This window comes from Streptomyces sp. NPDC005805 (genome assembly GCF_040630445.1).
Lineage (GTDB): Bacteria > Actinomycetota > Actinomycetes > Streptomycetales > Streptomycetaceae > Streptomyces.
Genome location: NZ_JBEXXN010000004.1, coordinates 164276 through 179975 on the forward strand (window position 1 = coordinate 164276; position 15700 = coordinate 179975).

Genomic DNA, 15700 nt, shown 5'->3' on the forward strand with positions numbered 1-15700 from the left:
ACGCGGTCACCCGCGGCTGCCGTCAACTCTCAGACGGCGGCCGGGTCCTCCTCGACGAGGAGGTTGCGGGTGCGGTTGGAGTCCAGCGGGATGCCGGGGCCCATCGTCGTGGTCAGGGTCGCCTTCTTGATGTAGCGGCCCTTGGCGGCAGACGGCTTCAGACGGAGGATCTCCTCCAGCGCCGCCGCGTAGTTCTCGACCAGCTTCGTCTCGTCGAAGGAGACCTTGCCGATGATGAAGTGCAGGTTCGAGTGCTTGTCGACGCGGAACTCGATCTTGCCGCCCTTGATCTCGTTGACGGCCTTGGCGACGTCCATGGTGACGGTGCCGGTCTTCGGGTTCGGCATCAGGCCACGCGGACCGAGCACGCGGCCGAGGCGGCCGACCTTGCCCATGAGGTCCGGGGTGGCGACGACCGCGTCGAACTCGTTCAGGCGCTGGCCCTTGGAGATCTCGTCGATCAGTTCGTCGGAGCCGACGATGTCGGCGCCAGCGGCTTCCGCGGCCGCAGCACGGTCACCGGTCGCGAAGACCAGGACCCGGGCGGTCTTGCCGGTGCCGTGCGGAAGGTTGACGGTGCCGCGGACCATCTGGTCGGCCTTGCGCGGGTCGACGCCCAGGCGGAAGGCGACCTCGACGGTGCCGTCGAACTTGGTGGTGGCGGTGTCCTTGGCGAGACGGACGGCCTCGAGCGGGGCGTAGTTCCGCTCCCGGTCGATCTTGGCGTCCGCGCCGCGGAGGGCCTTGCTGCGCTTCACTGCTTCTCCTGTGGAGTAACACCAGGCGGCGTCGCCGCTTGGCAGGTGTGGAGTCGTGGTCCGGGCCGCGCCGGCCCTGCCACTGAGGGGGTGAACGGGGAGCGTCAGCCCTCGACCGTGATGCCCATGGAACGGGCGGTGCCGGCGATGATCTTCTCGGCGGCGTCGAGGTCGTTGGCGCTCAGGTCCGGCATCTTGGTGCTGGCGATGTCGCGGATCTGGTCCCGCGTCAGCTTGCCGACCTTGGTCTTGTGCGGCTCGCTGGAGCCCTTGTTCACACCCGCGGCCTTGAGGATCAGCTTGGCGGCCGGCGGAGTCTTGGTCACGAAGGTGAAGGAACGGTCCTCGTAGACCGTGATCTCCACCGGCACGACCATGCCACGCTGCGACTCGGTCGCGGCGTTGTAGGCCTTGCAGAACTCCATGATGTTGACGCCGTGCTGACCGAGCGCGGGGCCGACCGGCGGAGCCGGGTTGGCCGCGCCGGCCTGGATCTGGAGCTTGATGAGCCCCGTGACCTTCTTCTTCTTGGGAGGCATGTGCTCTCTCCGGGTCCTAGTGAGAGTGATCCGCCTGCCAACCGATCATCCGGATGGAGGCATACCGCACAACGATAACGGGTATCGATGCGCGGCCAAAAACCGAGCAGGTCAGACCGCCTTCAGCAGGGGGTCTGACCTGTTCGGAAGCGTTGCGTCCAGAAAGACTCAGTTCTGAAGACTCAGTTCTTCTGGATCTGGTCGAAGCTCAGCTCGACCGGGGTCTCGCGGCCGAAGATCTCGACAAGGCCCTTGACCTTCTTCGAGTCGGCGTTGATCTCGTTGATCGTGGCCTGGAGGGTCGCGAACGGGCCGTCGGTGACGGTGACCGAGTCGCCGACCTCGAAGTCCAGCACCTGCACCTCGACCTTGCGGGCGGGCGCCGGCTTGCCCTCGGCCTCGGCCGCCTCGCGGGCCGCCTTCTCCTCGGCCTCCGGGGCGAGCATCTTCACGATCTCGTCCAGGGTCAGCGGATACGGGTCGTAGGCGTTGCCCACGAAGCCGGTGACACCGGGGGTGTTGCGGACGACGCCCCAGGACTCGTTCGTCAGGTCCATGCGGACGAGCACATAGCCGGGCAGCTTGTTCTGCCGGACGTTCTTGCGCTCGCCGTTCTTGATCTGGACGATCTCTTCCTCGGGGACCTCGGCCTGGTAGATGAAGTCCTCGACGTTGAGCGAGACGGCGCGCTGCTCCAGGTTGGCCTTCACGCGCTTCTCGTAGCCCGCGTAGGTGTGGATGACGTACCACTCGCCGGGCAGGCCACGCAGTTCGTCGCGGAGCGCGGCGACCGGGTCGACCGGGGCCTCGGGCTCCGCGTCCGCCTCGGTCTCCTCGACCTCGGCCTCCGCGTCGGCCTCGGCTTCCACGGCCTCGGCGGCTTCTTCGGCGTCCGCGAGCTCGGTGCCGGCCTCGTCCTCGACGTGCAGCGCGGCCTCCTCGGCCGGCTCGCCCGCGGCGAGATCGGCGGCCTCGGCCTGGTCCGGCTCCACCGCGTCCGACGCCTCGACGATGTCGAGCTCGTCCTCGCGGGACTCGAAGCTCTCGCCGGACTGTGCGGCGTCGTTCAGGTTCGGGTCAGACACGGTGGCTGCTTCTTCCTGGATACAGATGGGTGGAACATGCGAAAGGGGCGCCGAGTGCCGGCGCCCTCCGCGGATCAGCCGAAGACGTACTTGACTGCTTCCTGGAAGCCAAAGTCAATCACGAGCACGAAGCCGATCATGATGACAACGAAGATGATCACCACGGTGGTGTAGGTCGTGAGCTGACTGCGCGTCGGCCAGACGACCTTCCGCAGTTCCGCGACGATCTGGCGGTAGAACAGCCCGAGGCGGCCGAGCGGGCCCTTCTTGCCGCGCTTGCCACCCTTGCGGGGCTTCTTCGAGTCCGGCGACTCGTCCTCGGCATCAGGCATGTCGATGGAGCCCACGGCGTCCGTCACGATCTCTCACCTGATTCCCGGGTCGTGGCCGTGCCGCGCCCGGTGGAGCCGCACGGCTATGCATGGAAGTACGTACATGCGCACACATCCTGGCGATAGGTGTGTGTAGCAGGGCCGGAGGGACTTGAACCCCCAACCGCTGGTTTTGGAGACCAGTGCTCTACCAATTGAGCTACGACCCTTTGTTGCGTCCCCCAACCTACCGCATCCGGCCGGATGCACTAAGTGCCCGGTGTGGATGTGGCTGGTGAAGGCCAACGACGGTTGAGTGTACGTGGTCGCAGGCCCGGCGTCGAACACGATCCCGCGCGGCGGGGGCGGGGGTCCCTTTCCGACCACTCTTGTCCGCTCTTCGAAACCTGTGTGCCGCGCCTCTTCGCGGTCTGGGAGCATGGGCCGCATGAGCGCTGCAACCTCTCCCACCGAGCGCCGGGTCTCCGCCCGCATCGGCGCGATCTCCGAGTCCGCGACCCTCGCCGTGGACGCCAAGGCCAAGGCCCTCAAGGCCGCCGGGCGTCCGGTGATCGGCTTCGGCGCGGGTGAGCCCGACTTCCCGACGCCCGACTACATCGTCGAGGCGGCCGTCGAGGCGTGCCGCAACCCGAAGTACCACCGCTACACCCCGGCCGGCGGTCTGCCGGAGCTGAAGAAGGCGATCGCCGAGAAGACCCTGCGGGACTCCGGCTACGAGGTCGACCCCGCGCAGATCCTGGTGACCAACGGCGGCAAGCAGGCCATCTACGAGGCGTTCGCCGCGATCCTCGACCCGGGCGACGAGGTCATCGTCCCCGCGCCGTACTGGACCACCTACCCCGAGTCGATCCGCCTCGCGGGCGGTGTGCCGGTCGAGGTCGTCGCCGACGAGACCACCGGCTACCGGGTCTCGGTGGAGCAGCTGGAGGCCGCGCGCACGGAGAAGACCAAGGTCGTCCTCTTCGTCTCCCCGTCCAACCCGACCGGCGCCGTCTACAGCGAGGCCGACGCCCGGGCCATCGGCGAGTGGGCGGCCGAGCACGGTCTGTGGGTCCTCACCGACGAGATCTACGAGCACCTGGTCTACGGCGACGCGAGCTTCACCTCCCTCCCGCAGCTGGTCCCGGCGCTGCGCGAGAAGTGCGTCGTCGTCAACGGCGTGGCGAAGACGTACGCGATGACCGGCTGGCGCGTGGGGTGGATCATCGGCCCGAAGGACGTGGTCAAGGCCGCGACCAACCTCCAGTCGCACGCCACCTCCAATGTCTCCAACGTCGCCCAGATCGCGGCGCTGGCCGCCGTCTCGGGCGACCTGGACGCGGTGGCGGAGATGCGGAAGGCGTTCGACCGCCGCCGCCAGACGATCGTGAAGATGCTCAACGAGATCGACGGCGTCGTCTGCCCGGTCCCGGAGGGCGCGTTCTACGCCTATCCGTCGGTGAAGGGCCTGCTGGGCAAGGAGATCCGGGGGCAGCGCCCGGAGACCTCCGTGGAGCTGGCGGCGCTGATCCTGGACGAGGTCGAGGTCGCGGTCGTGCCCGGCGAGGCGTTCGGCACCCCCGGCTATCTGCGCCTGTCGTACGCGCTCGGCGACGAGGACCTGGTCGAGGGCGTCTCCCGGATCCAGAAGCTGCTGGCGGAGGCGAAGGCGTAGCCCTCGGCCCCCGCGCGGTGGCGGCGCCCGTTCCGGTCTCCGGGGCGGGCGCCGTCCGCGTCCCCGGGGCCGGTGCGCGGGGTGCCGGGGTCCGTCGTGCGTTCGGGCAAGCGCCCGATCGGGGAAACCCCCTGCCGGTCCGGCGTCCGCTGAGGCAGGATCTACCGATGGAGCACGTACGCGATCTCTCTCTTCTCCCGAAGGCCCATCTGCACCTGCACTTCACCGGGTCCATGCGCCCCGCCACCCTCCTCGAACTCGCGGACAAGTACGGCGTCCACCTGCCGGAGGCGCTGACCGGCGGGGAGCCGCCGAAGCTGCGGGCCACGGACGAACGGGGCTGGTTCCGCTTCCAGCGGCTGTACGACATGGCCCGGTCCTGCCTGCGCGAGCCGGAGGACATCGTGCGCCTGGTGCGCGAGGCGGCCGAGGAGGACATCAGGGACGGGTCCGGCTGGCTGGAGATCCAGGTGGACCCGACCTCGTACGCGCCCCGGCTGGGCGGGCTGATCCCGGCGCTGGAGATCATCCTCGACGCGGTGGACTCCGCCTCCCGGGAGACGGGCCTCGGGATGCGGGTGCTGGTCGCGGCGAACCGGATGAAGCATCCGCTGGACGCGCGGACCCTGGCCCGGCTGGCCGTGCGCTACGCGGACCGGGGCATCGTCGGCTTCGGGCTCTCCAACGACGAGCGCCGGGGCCTGGCACGGGACTTCGACCGCGCCTTCGCCATCGCCCGGGAGGGCGGTCTGCTGGCGGCCCCGCACGGCGGCGAGCTGACCGGCCCGGCCTCGGTGCGCGACTGCCTCGACGATCTGCACGCGGCCCGGATCGGGCACGGGGTGCGCGCGGCGGAGGACCCCCGGCTGCTGCGCAAGCTGGCCGAACGCCAGATCACCTGCGAGGTCTGCCCGGCGTCCAACGTGGCGCTCGGGGTGTACGAGAAGCCGGAGGACGTGCCGCTGCGGACCCTGTACGACGCGGGGGTCCCGATGGCCCTGGGCGCCGACGACCCCCTGCTCTTCGGCTCCCGGCTCGCCGCCCAGTACGAGCTGGCCCGGACCCACCACGGCTTCACGGACGCGGAACTGGCGGAGCTGGCCCGGCAGTCGGTGCGGGGGTCGGCGGCGCCGGAGGACGTCCGGGCGAAGCTGCTGGCGGGCGTGGACGACTGGCTGGCCGCGCCGGCGCCGGTCCCGGCCTGAACCGGCGGTTCCGTCAGAGGGTGACGCCGACGGTCACGGGCTCGTTGACCAGGGTGACGCCGAAGGCCTCGCGCACGCCCTCCACCACCTCGCGGGCGAGGGCCAGCAGGTCCTCGGTGGTCGCCTCGCCCCGGTTGGTGAGGGCGAGGGTGTGCTTGCCGGAGATCCGGGCGGGCCCGTTGCCGTAGCCCTTGGTGAAGCCGGCCTTGTCGATCAGCCAGGCGGCGGAGGTCTTGGTCAGCCCGTCCCCCGCGGGGTACGCGGGCGGGGCGACGCCGTCGCCGAGGCGGTCGCGGACCCGGTCGAGGAAGACGGCGTACGCGGCGGCGTCCAGGATCGGGTTGGTGAAGAAGGACCCGGCCGACCAGGTGTCGTGGTCCTCGGGGTCGAGGACCATGCCCTTGCCGGCGCGCAGCGCGAGGACCTTGGCGCGGGCGTCGCCGACCGGGACACGCTCGCCCGTCCCGACGCCGAGGGCGCGCGCGGTCTCCGCGTAGCGCAGGGGGGCGGAGAGCCCGCCCGCGTCCTCCAGCCCGAAGCGGACGCGCAGGACGACATAGCGCTCGGGGTGCTCCTTGAAGCGGCTGTGCCGGTAGGAGAAGGCGCACTCCTCGTTGGAGAGGGTCACGGTCTCGCGGGCCACGCGGTCGTAGGCGACGACCTCCGTGACGGTCTCGGAGACCTCCTGGCCGTAGGCGCCGACGTTCTGGATGGGCGTGGCGCCGGCGGAGCCGGGGATGCCGGCGAGGCACTCGACACCGGCGAGACCGGCCTCGACGGTGCGGGTGACGGCGTCGGTCCAGACCTCGCCCGCGGCCAGCTCCAGCCGGGTGCCGTCGAGGGCGAAGCCGGTGGTGGCGATGCGCAGGGCGGTGCCGTCGAAGCCCTTGTCGCCGATGACGAGGTTGCTGCCGCCGCCGATGATCAGCAACGGCGTCCCGGCGTCGTCCGCCTCCCTGACCGCGGCGACGACCTCGTCGTCGGTGGTGGCGACCACCAACCGCGCGGCGGGCCCGCCGAGCCGGAAGGTGGTCAGGGGGGCGAGGGGGGCGTCGTGGAGTACCTGCACGGGGACAAGACTACGGTCCGCGCGGCCCAGCCCCGGGCCGCGGGGCGGGGGGCGGTCGACCCGCCCCCGGCCCCGGAGCGGGAGCCCGGGGGTGGGCCGCGCGGACCGTGGCCGGGCGTCCGGGCAGGGCCCCTGGGCGGGCGGGGCCCCGCACATGCCGGAGCCCGGGAGGGGGCATGTACCCAGGACCCAGTCCGGGGCCGGTCCAGCGGCGCGGGCGAGGGACCGGAGCGCGGCCGGCCGTCGCCGGACCACAGCCTCCCGTGCCGGTCCGGGGCAGGCGGTCTCGCCAGGGCCCGACGGCCCCCGGGCCGAGCCCCGGGCGTGCCCGGTCCGGGCGAGCCCGGCGGGGCCGCGGCCGGGCCCGGCGCGGAACCCGGGACGGGCGCGGCAGGCCGGGCGCGCCCCCGGGCTCAGACGGCCGCCGAGCGGGCCGGCCGCTCCGGAGCCGCGGCCGCGGCCGGGGCCCCGGGCGCGGCCGCGTGCTCGGCGGGATGCGTGCCCGCCGCCGCCCGGCGGCCCGGGATCAGCAGGGCCACCAGCGCGGCGACGGCCACCACCGCCGCGCCCGTCCACAGCGCGGGGACGGTGCCGTCGCTGAAGGTCTGCGGGGTCTCGTAGCCGCCCCGCGCGGCGAACACCGCGCCCATCACCGCGACGCCGAGCGCGCCGCCGACCTCGCGCAGGGCGTTGTTGGCGCCGGAGGCGATGCCCTGTTCGGCGGGGCGGACGCTGGACATCACCACGCTGGCCGCCGGGGCGAAGTAGAGCGCCATGCCGATGCCGCCGAGGATCAGGCCGGGCAGCTGCGCCGCGTAGGAGACGCCGGGCTCCAGGACGATCGCGAACAGGGCGAGCCCCAGCGCCTGGAAGGCGAGTCCGGTGGCGACCACCGGGCGGCCGCCGATCCGGTCGGAGAGCCAGCCCGCGAAGGGCGCGACCAGCAGCGGCATCCCCGTCCAGGGCAGCATCCGCAGCCCCGCCTCGGTGGGCGAGTAGCCCAGGACGCCCTGAAGGAACTGGCTCAGCAGGAAGATCGAGCCGAACATGCCCAGGAACATCAGCAGGCTGGCGATGTTGATGCCGAAGAAGCCGCGGTCGCGGAAGAGCCGCATCGGCAGCATCGGCGCGCGGGCCACGGTGCCGTGCCACCCGTACGCGAGGAGGAGGACGGTGCCGGCGACGAGCCCGAGCAGGACCCGGGGGCTCGTCCAGCCGTGGCCCTCGCCGTGCACCAGCCCGTAGACGACGCCGAAGAGTCCGGCGCTCAGCAGCAGGGTGCCGGGCACGTCCAGCCGGGCGCCCGGCGCGCGGGACTCGGTGAGGCGCAGCCGGGCGAGCGGGAGCAGGACGAGCCCCACGGGCACGTTCAGCCAGAAGATCCACTGCCAGGAGATGTGCTCGGTGAGGCTGCCGCCGACCAGCGGGCCGCTCGCGACGGCGAGCCCGGTGACCGCGCCGAAGACGCCGAGGGCGGCTCCGCGCCGGGCCGCCGGGACCGCGGCGGTGAGCAGGGTCAGGGTGAGCGGCATCATGATCGCCGCGCCGACGCCCTGGACCGCCCGGGCCGCGACCAGCCCGCCGATCCCCGTGGCGAGCGCGGCCGCGGCGGACGCGGCGGTGAAGACCGCGAGCCCCACGACGAACAGCCTGCGGCGGCCGAAGCGGTCGCCCAGCGCGGCGCCGAGCATCAGCAGCACGGCGAAGCTGAGGGTGTACGCGTTCACCGTCCATTCCAGGTCGGCGATGTCCCCGCCGAGGTCGGCCCGGATCGAGGGCAGGGCGGTGGTGACGACGAGGTTGTCGAGGGCCGCCATGAATCCGGCGACGCTGGTGATCACGAGGGTCCAGACGGTGGTGGCCCGCGGCACGGGCGGCGGCGTCCCGGACGGCTTGTCGAGGTGGTTCTCGTGCACTGCTTCCCCCTGCGGATTAGTTATTGATCACTAATTTCTGCGGACAGAAAGAACCCCGGACTCCGGACCCGGCCCGGGACCGGACCCGCACTCACTCCCCGGCGGGCCGGGCGGCGATGTAGAAGCCGGACCAGACGCGATGGTCCGCCGGAAACCCCATCGCGACAAGGACGTTGATCAGCATGCCGAAGGCGAGGAAGGTGGTGGTCTCGTTCACGTCCGCCCCGAGGCGGGCCTGCACGGTGTCCCACAGCTCCAGCCACCCGGCGCGCAGCTGCTCGCCGAAGGCGTGGTCGCCCGCCGCCTCGGCCGCGGCGACCGCGACGTACATCTGCATCTGCATCAGCAGCTTGTCGGGGTCCTCCGCGATGAGCCGCTGGTACGCGGTGGCCATCGCCTCCAACCCCTCCTCCCCCGTCAGACCGTCGGCCGCCTCGTCGAAGACCCGGCGGGTGTCGGCGATGCAGCGTTCGGCCGCGGCGAGGAAGATGGCCTGCTTGTTCGGGAAGAGGCGGAACAGGTACGGCTGGGAGACGCCGACCCGGCGGGCGATGACCTCCGTCGACGTGCCCTGGTACCCGGCCCGCGCGAACTCGGTGACCGCCGCGCGCACCACGCTCTCGCGCCGCTCCTCCGCACTCATCCTGACCATGGGAGCCAAGTTAGTGACCAATCACTTATCTCGCAAGCCCCTGGACGCGCGCCGGAGCGGCCGCGCACCTCGGCACGGCCGCCCCGGGGGCCACTGTCTGCGCTGTCCAGGAGAGACCCGCGCCGTTCAGGAGAGCTGCGTTCAGGGTGAGGTGCGTTCAGGAGAGCTGGACGACGGCCCGGGACATGCCGAGGACCTTCTGTCCCGCGCTCGTCGCCGTCAGGTCGACCCGCACCCGCTTGTCGTCCAGCAGGGCGGCGACCTTGCCGCTGACCTCGATCACGGCACCCTTGTCGTCGTTGGGCACGACGACCGGCTTGGTGAAGCGGACCCCGTACTCCACGACCGCGCCCGGGTCGCCCAGCCAGTCCGTCACCACACGGGCGGCCTCGGCCATGGTGAACATGCCGTGCGCGATGACGTCCGGCAGCCCGACCTCGACGGCGAACCTCTCGTTCCAGTGGATCGGGTTGAAGTCGCCCGAGGCCCCCGCGTACCGCACCAGGGTGGCGCGGGTGACCGGGAAGCTCCGCGCCGACAGTTCGGTGCCGACCTCGACCTCGTCGTACGCGATCTTCGCTGCCATCACGCCTCCTCGGCGGCGCGCGCCACCAGCTTGGTCCACGCGGTCACCACGTGCTCGCCCGCCTCGTCGTGCACCTCGCCGCGGATGTCGAGGATGTCGTTGCCCGCCAGGGACTTGATCGCCTCGATCGTGGAGGTGACGGAGAGCCGGTCGCCGGCGCGGACCGGACGGCGGTAGGCGAACTTCTGGTCGCCGTGCACCACGCGGCTGTAGTCCAGGCCCAGTTGCGGGTCCTCCACCACGGCGCCCGCCGCCTTGAAGGTGATCGCGAACACGAAGGTCGGCGGGGCGATCACCTCGGGGTGGCCGTATGCGGCGGCCGCCGCCGGGTCCGTGTACACGGGGTTGGCGTCACCGATCGCCTCGGCGAACTCGCGGATCTTCTCCCGCCCCACCTCGTACGGCGCGGTGGGCGGGTACGTCCGCCCGACGAACGACTGGTCGAGCGCCATGGGCTGGCTCCCTCCTCGGTTGAAACGACACAAGTGAAACGACACGAGGCCGCCCCCCGACGGGGGCGGCCTCGTGTACGAGCCTGGTTCAGCGCGTTTCGCGGTGCGCCGTGTGCGAGTTGCAGCGCGGGCAGTGCTTCTTCATCTCAAGACGGTCCGGGTTGTTGCGCCGGTTCTTCTTGGTGATGTAGTTCCGCTCCTTGCACTCCACGCAGGCCAGCGTGATCTTCGGGCGGACGTCGGTGGCAGCCACGTGAGTGCTCCTTGACGGACGGATGGACGGATGGGTCGCCCTCCCACGCCTCGGTCAGGCGTCGGGGGACATAAAAGAGTAGCCGATCGAAGGACCGACCCCACAATCGGCTACCGTGTGTAGCGGTGACCGGACTTGAACCGGTGACACAGCGATTATGAGCCGCTTGCTCTACCGACTGAGCTACACCGCTTTGATGATCCGGATCCGCCCGAGGGCGGATCCCTCACACCAGAGCCCCAATACGGAATCGAACCGTAGACCTTCTCCTTACCATGGAGACGCTCTACCGACTGAGCTATTGGGGCGAGCGATGAAGACATTACACGGTCGCCCGCCAATCGCCCAAATCCGTTTCCCGGGGCTCTGTCCACCCCTGTGCCCGCTCCTCTTCGCCCTCCCGCGCGGGTGACTTCCGGGCGCCGATCCGGGCCTGTTCCGGGGCCCTCGCCGGCTCCCGGACCGCTGCCGCTCCCGCCCCCGCCGGCACGGCTCCCGCGACCCCGCCGGTACGACTATTTCCCTCCTCCTCGAAGCGCCCCTCGCGCGCCCCTAGTCTCGACTCACGCTGAGTGATCCTTTCCGGTACCGGCCGCAGCCGCACAGGAGCCAGATGCCCGACAGCCAGCCGCAGCCCCACGGCGGCACGCCCCCGGACTCCACCGCACTGCTCCTGTGCGGCGCCCGCCTCACCGACGGGCGCACGGTCGACGTCCGGCTCGGCGGCGGACGCATCGAGGCGGTCGGCACCGCGGGCAGCCTGCCCCCGCACCCGGTCCGCCTCGACCTCTCCGGCCATCTGCTGCTCCCCGCCCCCGCCGAACCGCATCTGCACGGCGACACGGCGCTGAGCGCGGACACCCCCGGCCCCGTCTCGTACGCCCCCGCCGACATCCAGCGCCGCGCCACCGAGGCGGCCCTCCTCCAGCTCGGCCACGGCGCGACCGCCCTGCGCTGCCACGTCCGGGTCGGGGACGTGGCGGGGCTGGGCGCCCTGGAGGCCGTCCTCCAGGCCCGGCGCGCACTGGGCGGCCTCGCCGAACTGACGCCCGTCGCCGTGCCCCGGCTGCTCACCGGGGCGGCGGGCGCCGACGGGGTCGCGATGCTGCGGGACGCCATGAAGATGGGCGCCGGCGTGGTCGGCGGCTGCCCGGACACCGACCCCGATCCGACCGGCTACGCGGAGACCGTCCTCGACATCGCCGCCGAGTACGGCTGCGCGGTCGATCTGCACACACACGGGGACGACCCGGCGCGCCTCGCCCGGCTGGCGGCGATGGCCGGCGGGCTGCGGCCCGGGGTGGCCCTGGGGCCGTGCGCCGGGCTCGCCGCGCTGCCGCGCGATGTCGCCGCCCGGACCGCCGACCGGCTCGCGGCCGCCGGGGTCGGCGTCGTCTCCCTCCCCCAGGGCGGCTGCTCGGGCGTCGAGCACCGCGGGAACGCGCCCGTCCGGCTGCTGCGCGCGGCGGGTGTGCGGGTGGCGGCGGGCAGCGGGGCGCTGCGGGACACGGTGTGCAATCCGGTGGGCCGGGGGGATCCGCTGGAGGCCGCGTATCTGCTGGCCTCGCAGTCCGGGATGCGGCCCTCGGACGCCTACGGGTGCGTGGCGGGCGGGGCGCGGGAGCTGATGGGACTGCCGGAGGTGCGGGTCGAGGCGGGGTTCCCGGCGGAACTGCTCGCGGTGCGGGGCGAGCGGCTGTCGGGGGCCCTGTCCCTCGCGTACAGCCGGATCGTCATTCACCGGGGGCGGGTCGTGGCGCGGACGAGCGCGGTGCGCGAGTACTGCGACTCGGCGGCGGCGGTCGCGCTCGAACTCCCGCGGCAGGGGCGCCCGGACACGGGTCCGCCGCAGCCGGGGGTGAGCCGGGGAGCGTGAGGGCCCGGGCACGGGTCCGGCGCGCGGGGGCCGGGCGCGGGGCGGTGCGGGGCCCGGTCCAACCTGCGGGGCCGGGCGCGGGGCGGTGCGGGGCGCCTCCCGGGCACGGGCCGCCGACCCGACGTACGGTCGGAGGCATGCGCATTGTCATCGCTGGTGGACACGGTCAGATCGCACTCCGTCTCGAACGCCTGCTCTCGGCGGCCGGGCACACCCCCGTGGGCATCATCCGCAACCCCGACCACGCGGCCGACCTGCGGGACGCGGGCGCCGAACCCGTCGTCCTGGACCTGGAGTCCGCCTCCCTCGCCGAGACCGCGAAGGTGCTCGAAGGCGCGGACGCGGCCGTCTTCGCCGCCGGGGCCGGGCCGGGCAGCGGGACCGCCCGCAAGGACACCGTCGACCGCGGCGCCGCCGTCCTCTTCGCCGACGCGGCCGAACAGGCGGGCGTACGGCGGTACATCATCGTCTCCTCCATGGGCGCGGACCCGGGCCACCGGGGCGACGAGGTCTTCGACGTCTATCTGCGCGCCAAGGGCGAGGCGGACGACCACGTCCGCGCCAGGGACGGCCTCGACTGGACGGTCCTGCGCCCCGGTCAGCTCACCGACGACGCGGGCAAGGGCCTGGTCCACCTCGCCGCCTCGACGGGCCGGGGCCCGGTGCCGCGCGACGACGTGGCGGCCGTCCTCGCGGAGCTGGCCGAGTCCACGGCGACGGCGGGGCTCACGCTGGAACTCATCAGCGGGGACGTGCCGGTGTCGGTCGCGGTCCGGGACGTCGCGGGCAACTGACCGTTCCCCGTCCGCCCGTCCCCCGCCCACCGCCCTCCGTCCTCCGTCCTCCGTCCGATGAGTTCCGTTCCTCCGCGAGGTCAGGAAGCCATGAATCAACCGACACCCGCACCCCGGATCAGCCCGTCGATCGTCGAACGGGACGAGCAGCCGTACGTCTACATCCGCGGTTCCGTCCGGATGGACGGCTTCGCGGCCATCGCCGACCGGCTCCCCGAGCTCATCGACTGGCTGGTCGGCCAGGGCGCCGGCCTCGCCGGAGCCCCCTTCTTCCGCTACAACACCGTCGACTTGGAGGGCGAGTCGGTGGTCGAGGCGGGGATCCCGGTCTCCGTCGCGCCGCAGCCCGAGGGCGATGTGGGCGTGGCGGCCCTCCCGCCGGGCCGCTATGTGACGACCACCCATATCGGCCACCCCGACCAGCTGTTCGGGGTCACCGAGGCGCTGCGCCAGTGGGCGCGGGACCAGGCCCTGGAGTGGGACATGACCGTGGTGGACGGGGTCGAGCACTGGGGGTGCCGGCTGGAGTCGTACCTGACGGACCCACGCGTGGAGCCGGACCTGTCCAAGTGGGAGACGGAACTGGCCTTCCGGCTCGCGGACTGAGGGCCGCGCGGACGCCCATGCGCCCGTCCGGCGGGCGTTCGGGTTCTTCTGAGGCGGCCACCGGCGCGGCCGGGCCCCTCCCCCGGGGCGGCGGAGTTGTCCTGGACGCGGATCCCCAGACCCGCGTCCAGGAGTGTCCGATGCACCAGCCCCTCGTCGTCCACCACCCCCTCGCCCTCCTCGCCCCCAGGGCCGCGCCCGCCCTCGCGACGACGGCGGTCCTCGTCCTCGGCCGGATCTGGAACGCCCACGGCGCGGAGCACTCCACGGGCGACGCGGCGCTGATGGCCCTCCTCGCCACGGGCGCCGCCGCCGCGGGTGCCTGCGCCTCCCTCGGCCGGGCCGGCGACGGGGTCCTCGCGGGCACTGCCTTCGCCGTGGCGGGCGGCCTCGCCCTCGCCGGGGTCGCCGGCTACGCGGACGGCATCTGGCTGCCGCTCCTGCTCTGGGCCCTGGCGACGGCCGTGGCCTACGCCCTCGCCGCCCGCCACTGGCGCACCGCCCGCCACGAACGCCTCGCCCACGAACGCCGTCTGACCGAACGCCGCGAGGAGCACGGCCACGTCGAACGCGTCGAGGCGCTGCGCGCCCACACCGCGGTCGAGGTCGCCCGCGAATCCGCCGCCTACGCCACGGCCCTCGCCGAAGCCCTCACTACCCGCGCCACCCTCCCCGGCTACGACCCGCTCCCTCTGACCCGCGCGGGCCTCCCGCCCCTCCCGGGCGTCCGGGACCTGCCACCGGGGGACGGGGGCGGGGGCCGCTGAGCGGTCCGGGGCCGGTGACGACAAAGAGCCCGTGCGCTGCGTTTCCGCAGAGCACGGGCTCTTTCATCGCGTGGCGGCGCCAGGATTCGAACCTGGGTAGGCTAAGCCGACGGATTTACAGTCCGCTCCCATTGGCCACTCGGGCACACCGCCATGGGATCGCTGCCGGAAGGGGTCCCTCTGCGGGGCCGCTCCGTGGCAACGACGTAAACGATACCCGATGCGCAGGGGTGCTTCGCCACCGGATTGATCAGCGCTGGGAGGGCGGGCGGGTGGCTAGGCTGGGCCGGGCGGTCCGGGGTTCCGGGCGCGCCTCCACACCACCCGATACAAGGAGCCACAGGACATGGCCGACTCCAGTTTCGACATCGTCTCGAAGGTCGAGCGGCAGGAGGTCGACAACGCCCTCAACCAGGCCGCCAAGGAGATCACCCAGCGCTACGACTTCAAGAACGTCGGCGCCTCGATCTCCTGGTCCGGCGAGAAGATCCTGATGCAGGCGAACTCCGAGGACCGTGTGAACGCGATCCTGGACGTCTTCCAGACGAAGCTGGTCAAGCGCGGGATCTCGCTGAAGGCGCTGGACGCCGGCGAGCCCCAGCTCTCCGGCAAGGAGTACAAGATCTTCGCCTCCATCGAGGAGGGCATCTCCCAGGACAACGCCAAGAAGGTCGCGAAGATCATCCGTGACGAGGGCCCGAAGGGCGTCAAGGCGCAGGTCCAGGGCGAGGAGCTGCGGGTCAGCTCCAAGAGCCGCGACGACCTCCAGGCCGTGCAGGCCCTGCTGCGCGAGAAGGACTTCGACTTCGCGCTGCAGTTCGTGAACTACCGCTGAGGTTCGTGAACCACCGCCGACCCGGGTCGGTACCGAGCCCGTCCGCACGGTGCGGACGGGCTCGCCGCGTTCCGGCGGCGAGGGACCGGAGCCCGCGCACTCCTGGCGCCCGTCGCCCGAAACTCGCTGGGAGTGCGGCCGCTCCGGCATCTAGGATCGGCCGCAAGGGCGGGGTCGTAGCACAGAGGTAGTGCGCCTACACAGCATGGAGGAGGACGCCGGTTCGAATCCGGCCGCCCCGCCCCCCTTCTCCTCATCCCCCCGGCCGACGGCCGGGAAGAGGCAGCGCACCGGAACGCCGTGTCGGATTTCCGCCAGCTC

17 protein-coding genes and 5 tRNA genes are annotated in these 15700 nt (G+C 72.3%); 8 read left to right on the forward strand and 14 right to left on the reverse strand.

The features are described 5' to 3' along the window. Nucleotides 1-29 precede the first annotated feature (29 nt). The 5 genes from rplA to ABZ457_RS04395 all read right to left on the reverse strand — a co-directional run bounded on the left by rplA (nt 30) and on the right by ABZ457_RS04395 (nt 2923). Nucleotides 30-758 carry a 50S ribosomal protein L1 gene (gene rplA, locus ABZ457_RS04375; protein WP_359153707.1) on the reverse strand — a complete coding sequence of 243 codons (729 nt, stop codon included), beginning with the start codon at nt 756-758 and terminating at the stop codon, nt 30-32. Between the two features lie 104 nt (nt 759-862). After that, a complete protein-coding gene (rplK, locus tag ABZ457_RS04380; protein WP_018847523.1) occupies nt 863-1297 on the reverse strand; it encodes a 50S ribosomal protein L11 in 435 nt (144 codons plus the stop codon). 182 nt (nt 1298-1479) lie between these two features. Continuing rightward, nucleotides 1480-2382, reverse strand: coding sequence for a transcription termination/antitermination protein NusG (nusG, locus tag ABZ457_RS04385; protein ID WP_359153710.1), 903 nt, complete (start codon nt 2380-2382; stop codon nt 1480-1482). Nucleotides 2383-2456: 74 nt separating this feature from the next. Further along, nucleotides 2457-2741, reverse strand: coding sequence for a preprotein translocase subunit SecE (gene secE / locus ABZ457_RS04390; RefSeq protein ID WP_359153712.1), 285 nt, complete (start codon nt 2739-2741; stop codon nt 2457-2459). A gap of 109 nt (nt 2742-2850) precedes the next feature. Further along, nucleotides 2851-2923 (reverse strand) — tRNA-Trp (locus ABZ457_RS04395). A gap of 218 nt (nt 2924-3141) precedes the next feature. Between ABZ457_RS04395 and ABZ457_RS04400 the strand changes: the two genes are divergently transcribed. Further along, nucleotides 3142-4368 (forward strand): pyridoxal phosphate-dependent aminotransferase, encoded by a 1227-nt coding sequence (locus ABZ457_RS04400; protein WP_359153714.1) that lies wholly within the window; start codon nt 3142-3144, stop codon nt 4366-4368. Nucleotides 4369-4535: 167 nt separating this feature from the next. Beyond that, a complete protein-coding gene (locus tag ABZ457_RS04405) occupies nt 4536-5573 on the forward strand; it encodes an adenosine deaminase (RefSeq protein ID WP_359153716.1) in 1038 nt (345 codons plus the stop codon). Nucleotides 5574-5586: 13 nt separating this feature from the next. On the opposite strand, the gene ABZ457_RS04410 is transcribed toward ABZ457_RS04405, so the two are convergent. From ABZ457_RS04410 to ABZ457_RS04445, 8 genes are all read right to left on the reverse strand, one after another. Continuing rightward, a complete protein-coding gene (locus ABZ457_RS04410; protein WP_359153718.1) occupies nt 5587-6642 on the reverse strand; it encodes a UDP-N-acetylmuramate dehydrogenase in 1056 nt (351 codons plus the stop codon). Between the two features lie 413 nt (nt 6643-7055). Then, nucleotides 7056-8513: an MFS transporter gene (locus ABZ457_RS04415; RefSeq protein ID WP_359153785.1), complete on the reverse strand. Its 1458-nt coding sequence runs from the start codon at nt 8511-8513 to the stop codon at nt 7056-7058. A 136-nt stretch (nt 8514-8649) separates the two neighbouring features. Beyond that, nucleotides 8650-9210 carry a TetR/AcrR family transcriptional regulator gene (locus tag ABZ457_RS04420; RefSeq protein WP_359153720.1) on the reverse strand — a complete coding sequence of 187 codons (561 nt, stop codon included), beginning with the start codon at nt 9208-9210 and terminating at the stop codon, nt 8650-8652. A 157-nt stretch (nt 9211-9367) separates the two neighbouring features. Beyond that, nucleotides 9368-9796: a MaoC family dehydratase gene (locus tag ABZ457_RS04425; protein ID WP_359153722.1), complete on the reverse strand. Its 429-nt coding sequence runs from the start codon at nt 9794-9796 to the stop codon at nt 9368-9370. Further along, entirely contained in the window at nt 9796-10248 is a 453-nt protein-coding gene (locus ABZ457_RS04430; RefSeq protein ID WP_359153724.1) for a MaoC family dehydratase N-terminal domain-containing protein, read from the reverse strand. Before ABZ457_RS04430 ends, ABZ457_RS04425 begins: the two co-directional genes overlap by 1 nt. 88 nt (nt 10249-10336) lie before the next feature. Then, nucleotides 10337-10501, reverse strand: coding sequence for a 50S ribosomal protein L33 (gene rpmG, locus ABZ457_RS04435; RefSeq protein WP_003956487.1), 165 nt, complete (start codon nt 10499-10501; stop codon nt 10337-10339). 120 nt (nt 10502-10621) lie between these two features. After that, nucleotides 10622-10694 (reverse strand) — tRNA-Met (locus tag ABZ457_RS04440). A 42-nt stretch (nt 10695-10736) separates the two neighbouring features. After that, nucleotides 10737-10809: transfer RNA gene (locus tag ABZ457_RS04445), tRNA-Thr, on the reverse strand. Between the two features lie 305 nt (nt 10810-11114). Here ABZ457_RS04445 and ABZ457_RS04450 point away from each other — a divergent pair. From ABZ457_RS04450 to ABZ457_RS04465, 4 genes are all read left to right on the forward strand, one after another. Then, on the forward strand, nt 11115-12377 hold the full coding sequence (locus ABZ457_RS04450; protein ID WP_359153726.1) for a hydrolase: 1263 nt from the start codon (nt 11115-11117) through the stop codon (nt 12375-12377). Between the two features lie 137 nt (nt 12378-12514). Continuing rightward, on the forward strand, nt 12515-13171 hold the full coding sequence (locus ABZ457_RS04455) for an SDR family oxidoreductase (protein ID WP_359153728.1): 657 nt from the start codon (nt 12515-12517) through the stop codon (nt 13169-13171). Between the two features lie 90 nt (nt 13172-13261). After that, on the forward strand, nt 13262-13777 hold the full coding sequence (locus ABZ457_RS04460; RefSeq protein WP_359153730.1) for a GyrI-like domain-containing protein: 516 nt from the start codon (nt 13262-13264) through the stop codon (nt 13775-13777). Nucleotides 13778-13917: 140 nt separating this feature from the next. Beyond that, on the forward strand, nt 13918-14544 hold the full coding sequence (locus ABZ457_RS04465) for a hypothetical protein (protein ID WP_359153733.1): 627 nt from the start codon (nt 13918-13920) through the stop codon (nt 14542-14544). Nucleotides 14545-14615: 71 nt separating this feature from the next. Here ABZ457_RS04465 and ABZ457_RS04470 read toward each other — a convergent pair. Further along, nucleotides 14616-14697, reverse strand: a tRNA-Tyr gene (locus ABZ457_RS04470). Nucleotides 14698-14890: 193 nt separating this feature from the next. Between ABZ457_RS04470 and ABZ457_RS04475 the strand changes: the two genes are divergently transcribed. Next, a complete protein-coding gene (locus ABZ457_RS04475; protein WP_359153735.1) occupies nt 14891-15379 on the forward strand; it encodes a YajQ family cyclic di-GMP-binding protein in 489 nt (162 codons plus the stop codon). Nucleotides 15380-15547: 168 nt separating this feature from the next. Next, nucleotides 15548-15622: transfer RNA gene (locus ABZ457_RS04480), tRNA-Ala, on the forward strand. The last annotated feature ends 78 nt before the right edge of the window (nt 15623-15700 follow it).

Coding starts and splice junctions, on each gene's coding strand:
- rplK (WP_018847523.1), bottom strand. CDS start 1,297: ATGCCTCCCAAGAAGAAGAAGGTCACGGGGCTCATCAAGCTCCAGATC.
- ABZ457_RS04400 (WP_359153714.1), top strand. CDS start 3,142: ATGAGCGCTGCAACCTCTCCCACCGAGCGCCGGGTCTCCGCCCGCATC.
- ABZ457_RS04405 (WP_359153716.1), top strand. CDS start 4,536: ATGGAGCACGTACGCGATCTCTCTCTTCTCCCGAAGGCCCATCTGCAC.
- ABZ457_RS04420 (WP_359153720.1), bottom strand. CDS start 9,210: ATGGTCAGGATGAGTGCGGAGGAGCGGCGCGAGAGCGTGGTGCGCGCG.
- ABZ457_RS04425 (WP_359153722.1), bottom strand. CDS start 9,796: ATGGCAGCGAAGATCGCGTACGACGAGGTCGAGGTCGGCACCGAACTG.
- ABZ457_RS04430 (WP_359153724.1), bottom strand. CDS start 10,248: ATGGCGCTCGACCAGTCGTTCGTCGGGCGGACGTACCCGCCCACCGCG.
- ABZ457_RS04450 (WP_359153726.1), top strand. CDS start 11,115: ATGCCCGACAGCCAGCCGCAGCCCCACGGCGGCACGCCCCCGGACTCC.
- ABZ457_RS04455 (WP_359153728.1), top strand. CDS start 12,515: ATGCGCATTGTCATCGCTGGTGGACACGGTCAGATCGCACTCCGTCTC.
- ABZ457_RS04460 (WP_359153730.1), top strand. CDS start 13,262: ATGAATCAACCGACACCCGCACCCCGGATCAGCCCGTCGATCGTCGAA.
- ABZ457_RS04465 (WP_359153733.1), top strand. CDS start 13,918: ATGCACCAGCCCCTCGTCGTCCACCACCCCCTCGCCCTCCTCGCCCCC.
- ABZ457_RS04475 (WP_359153735.1), top strand. CDS start 14,891: ATGGCCGACTCCAGTTTCGACATCGTCTCGAAGGTCGAGCGGCAGGAG.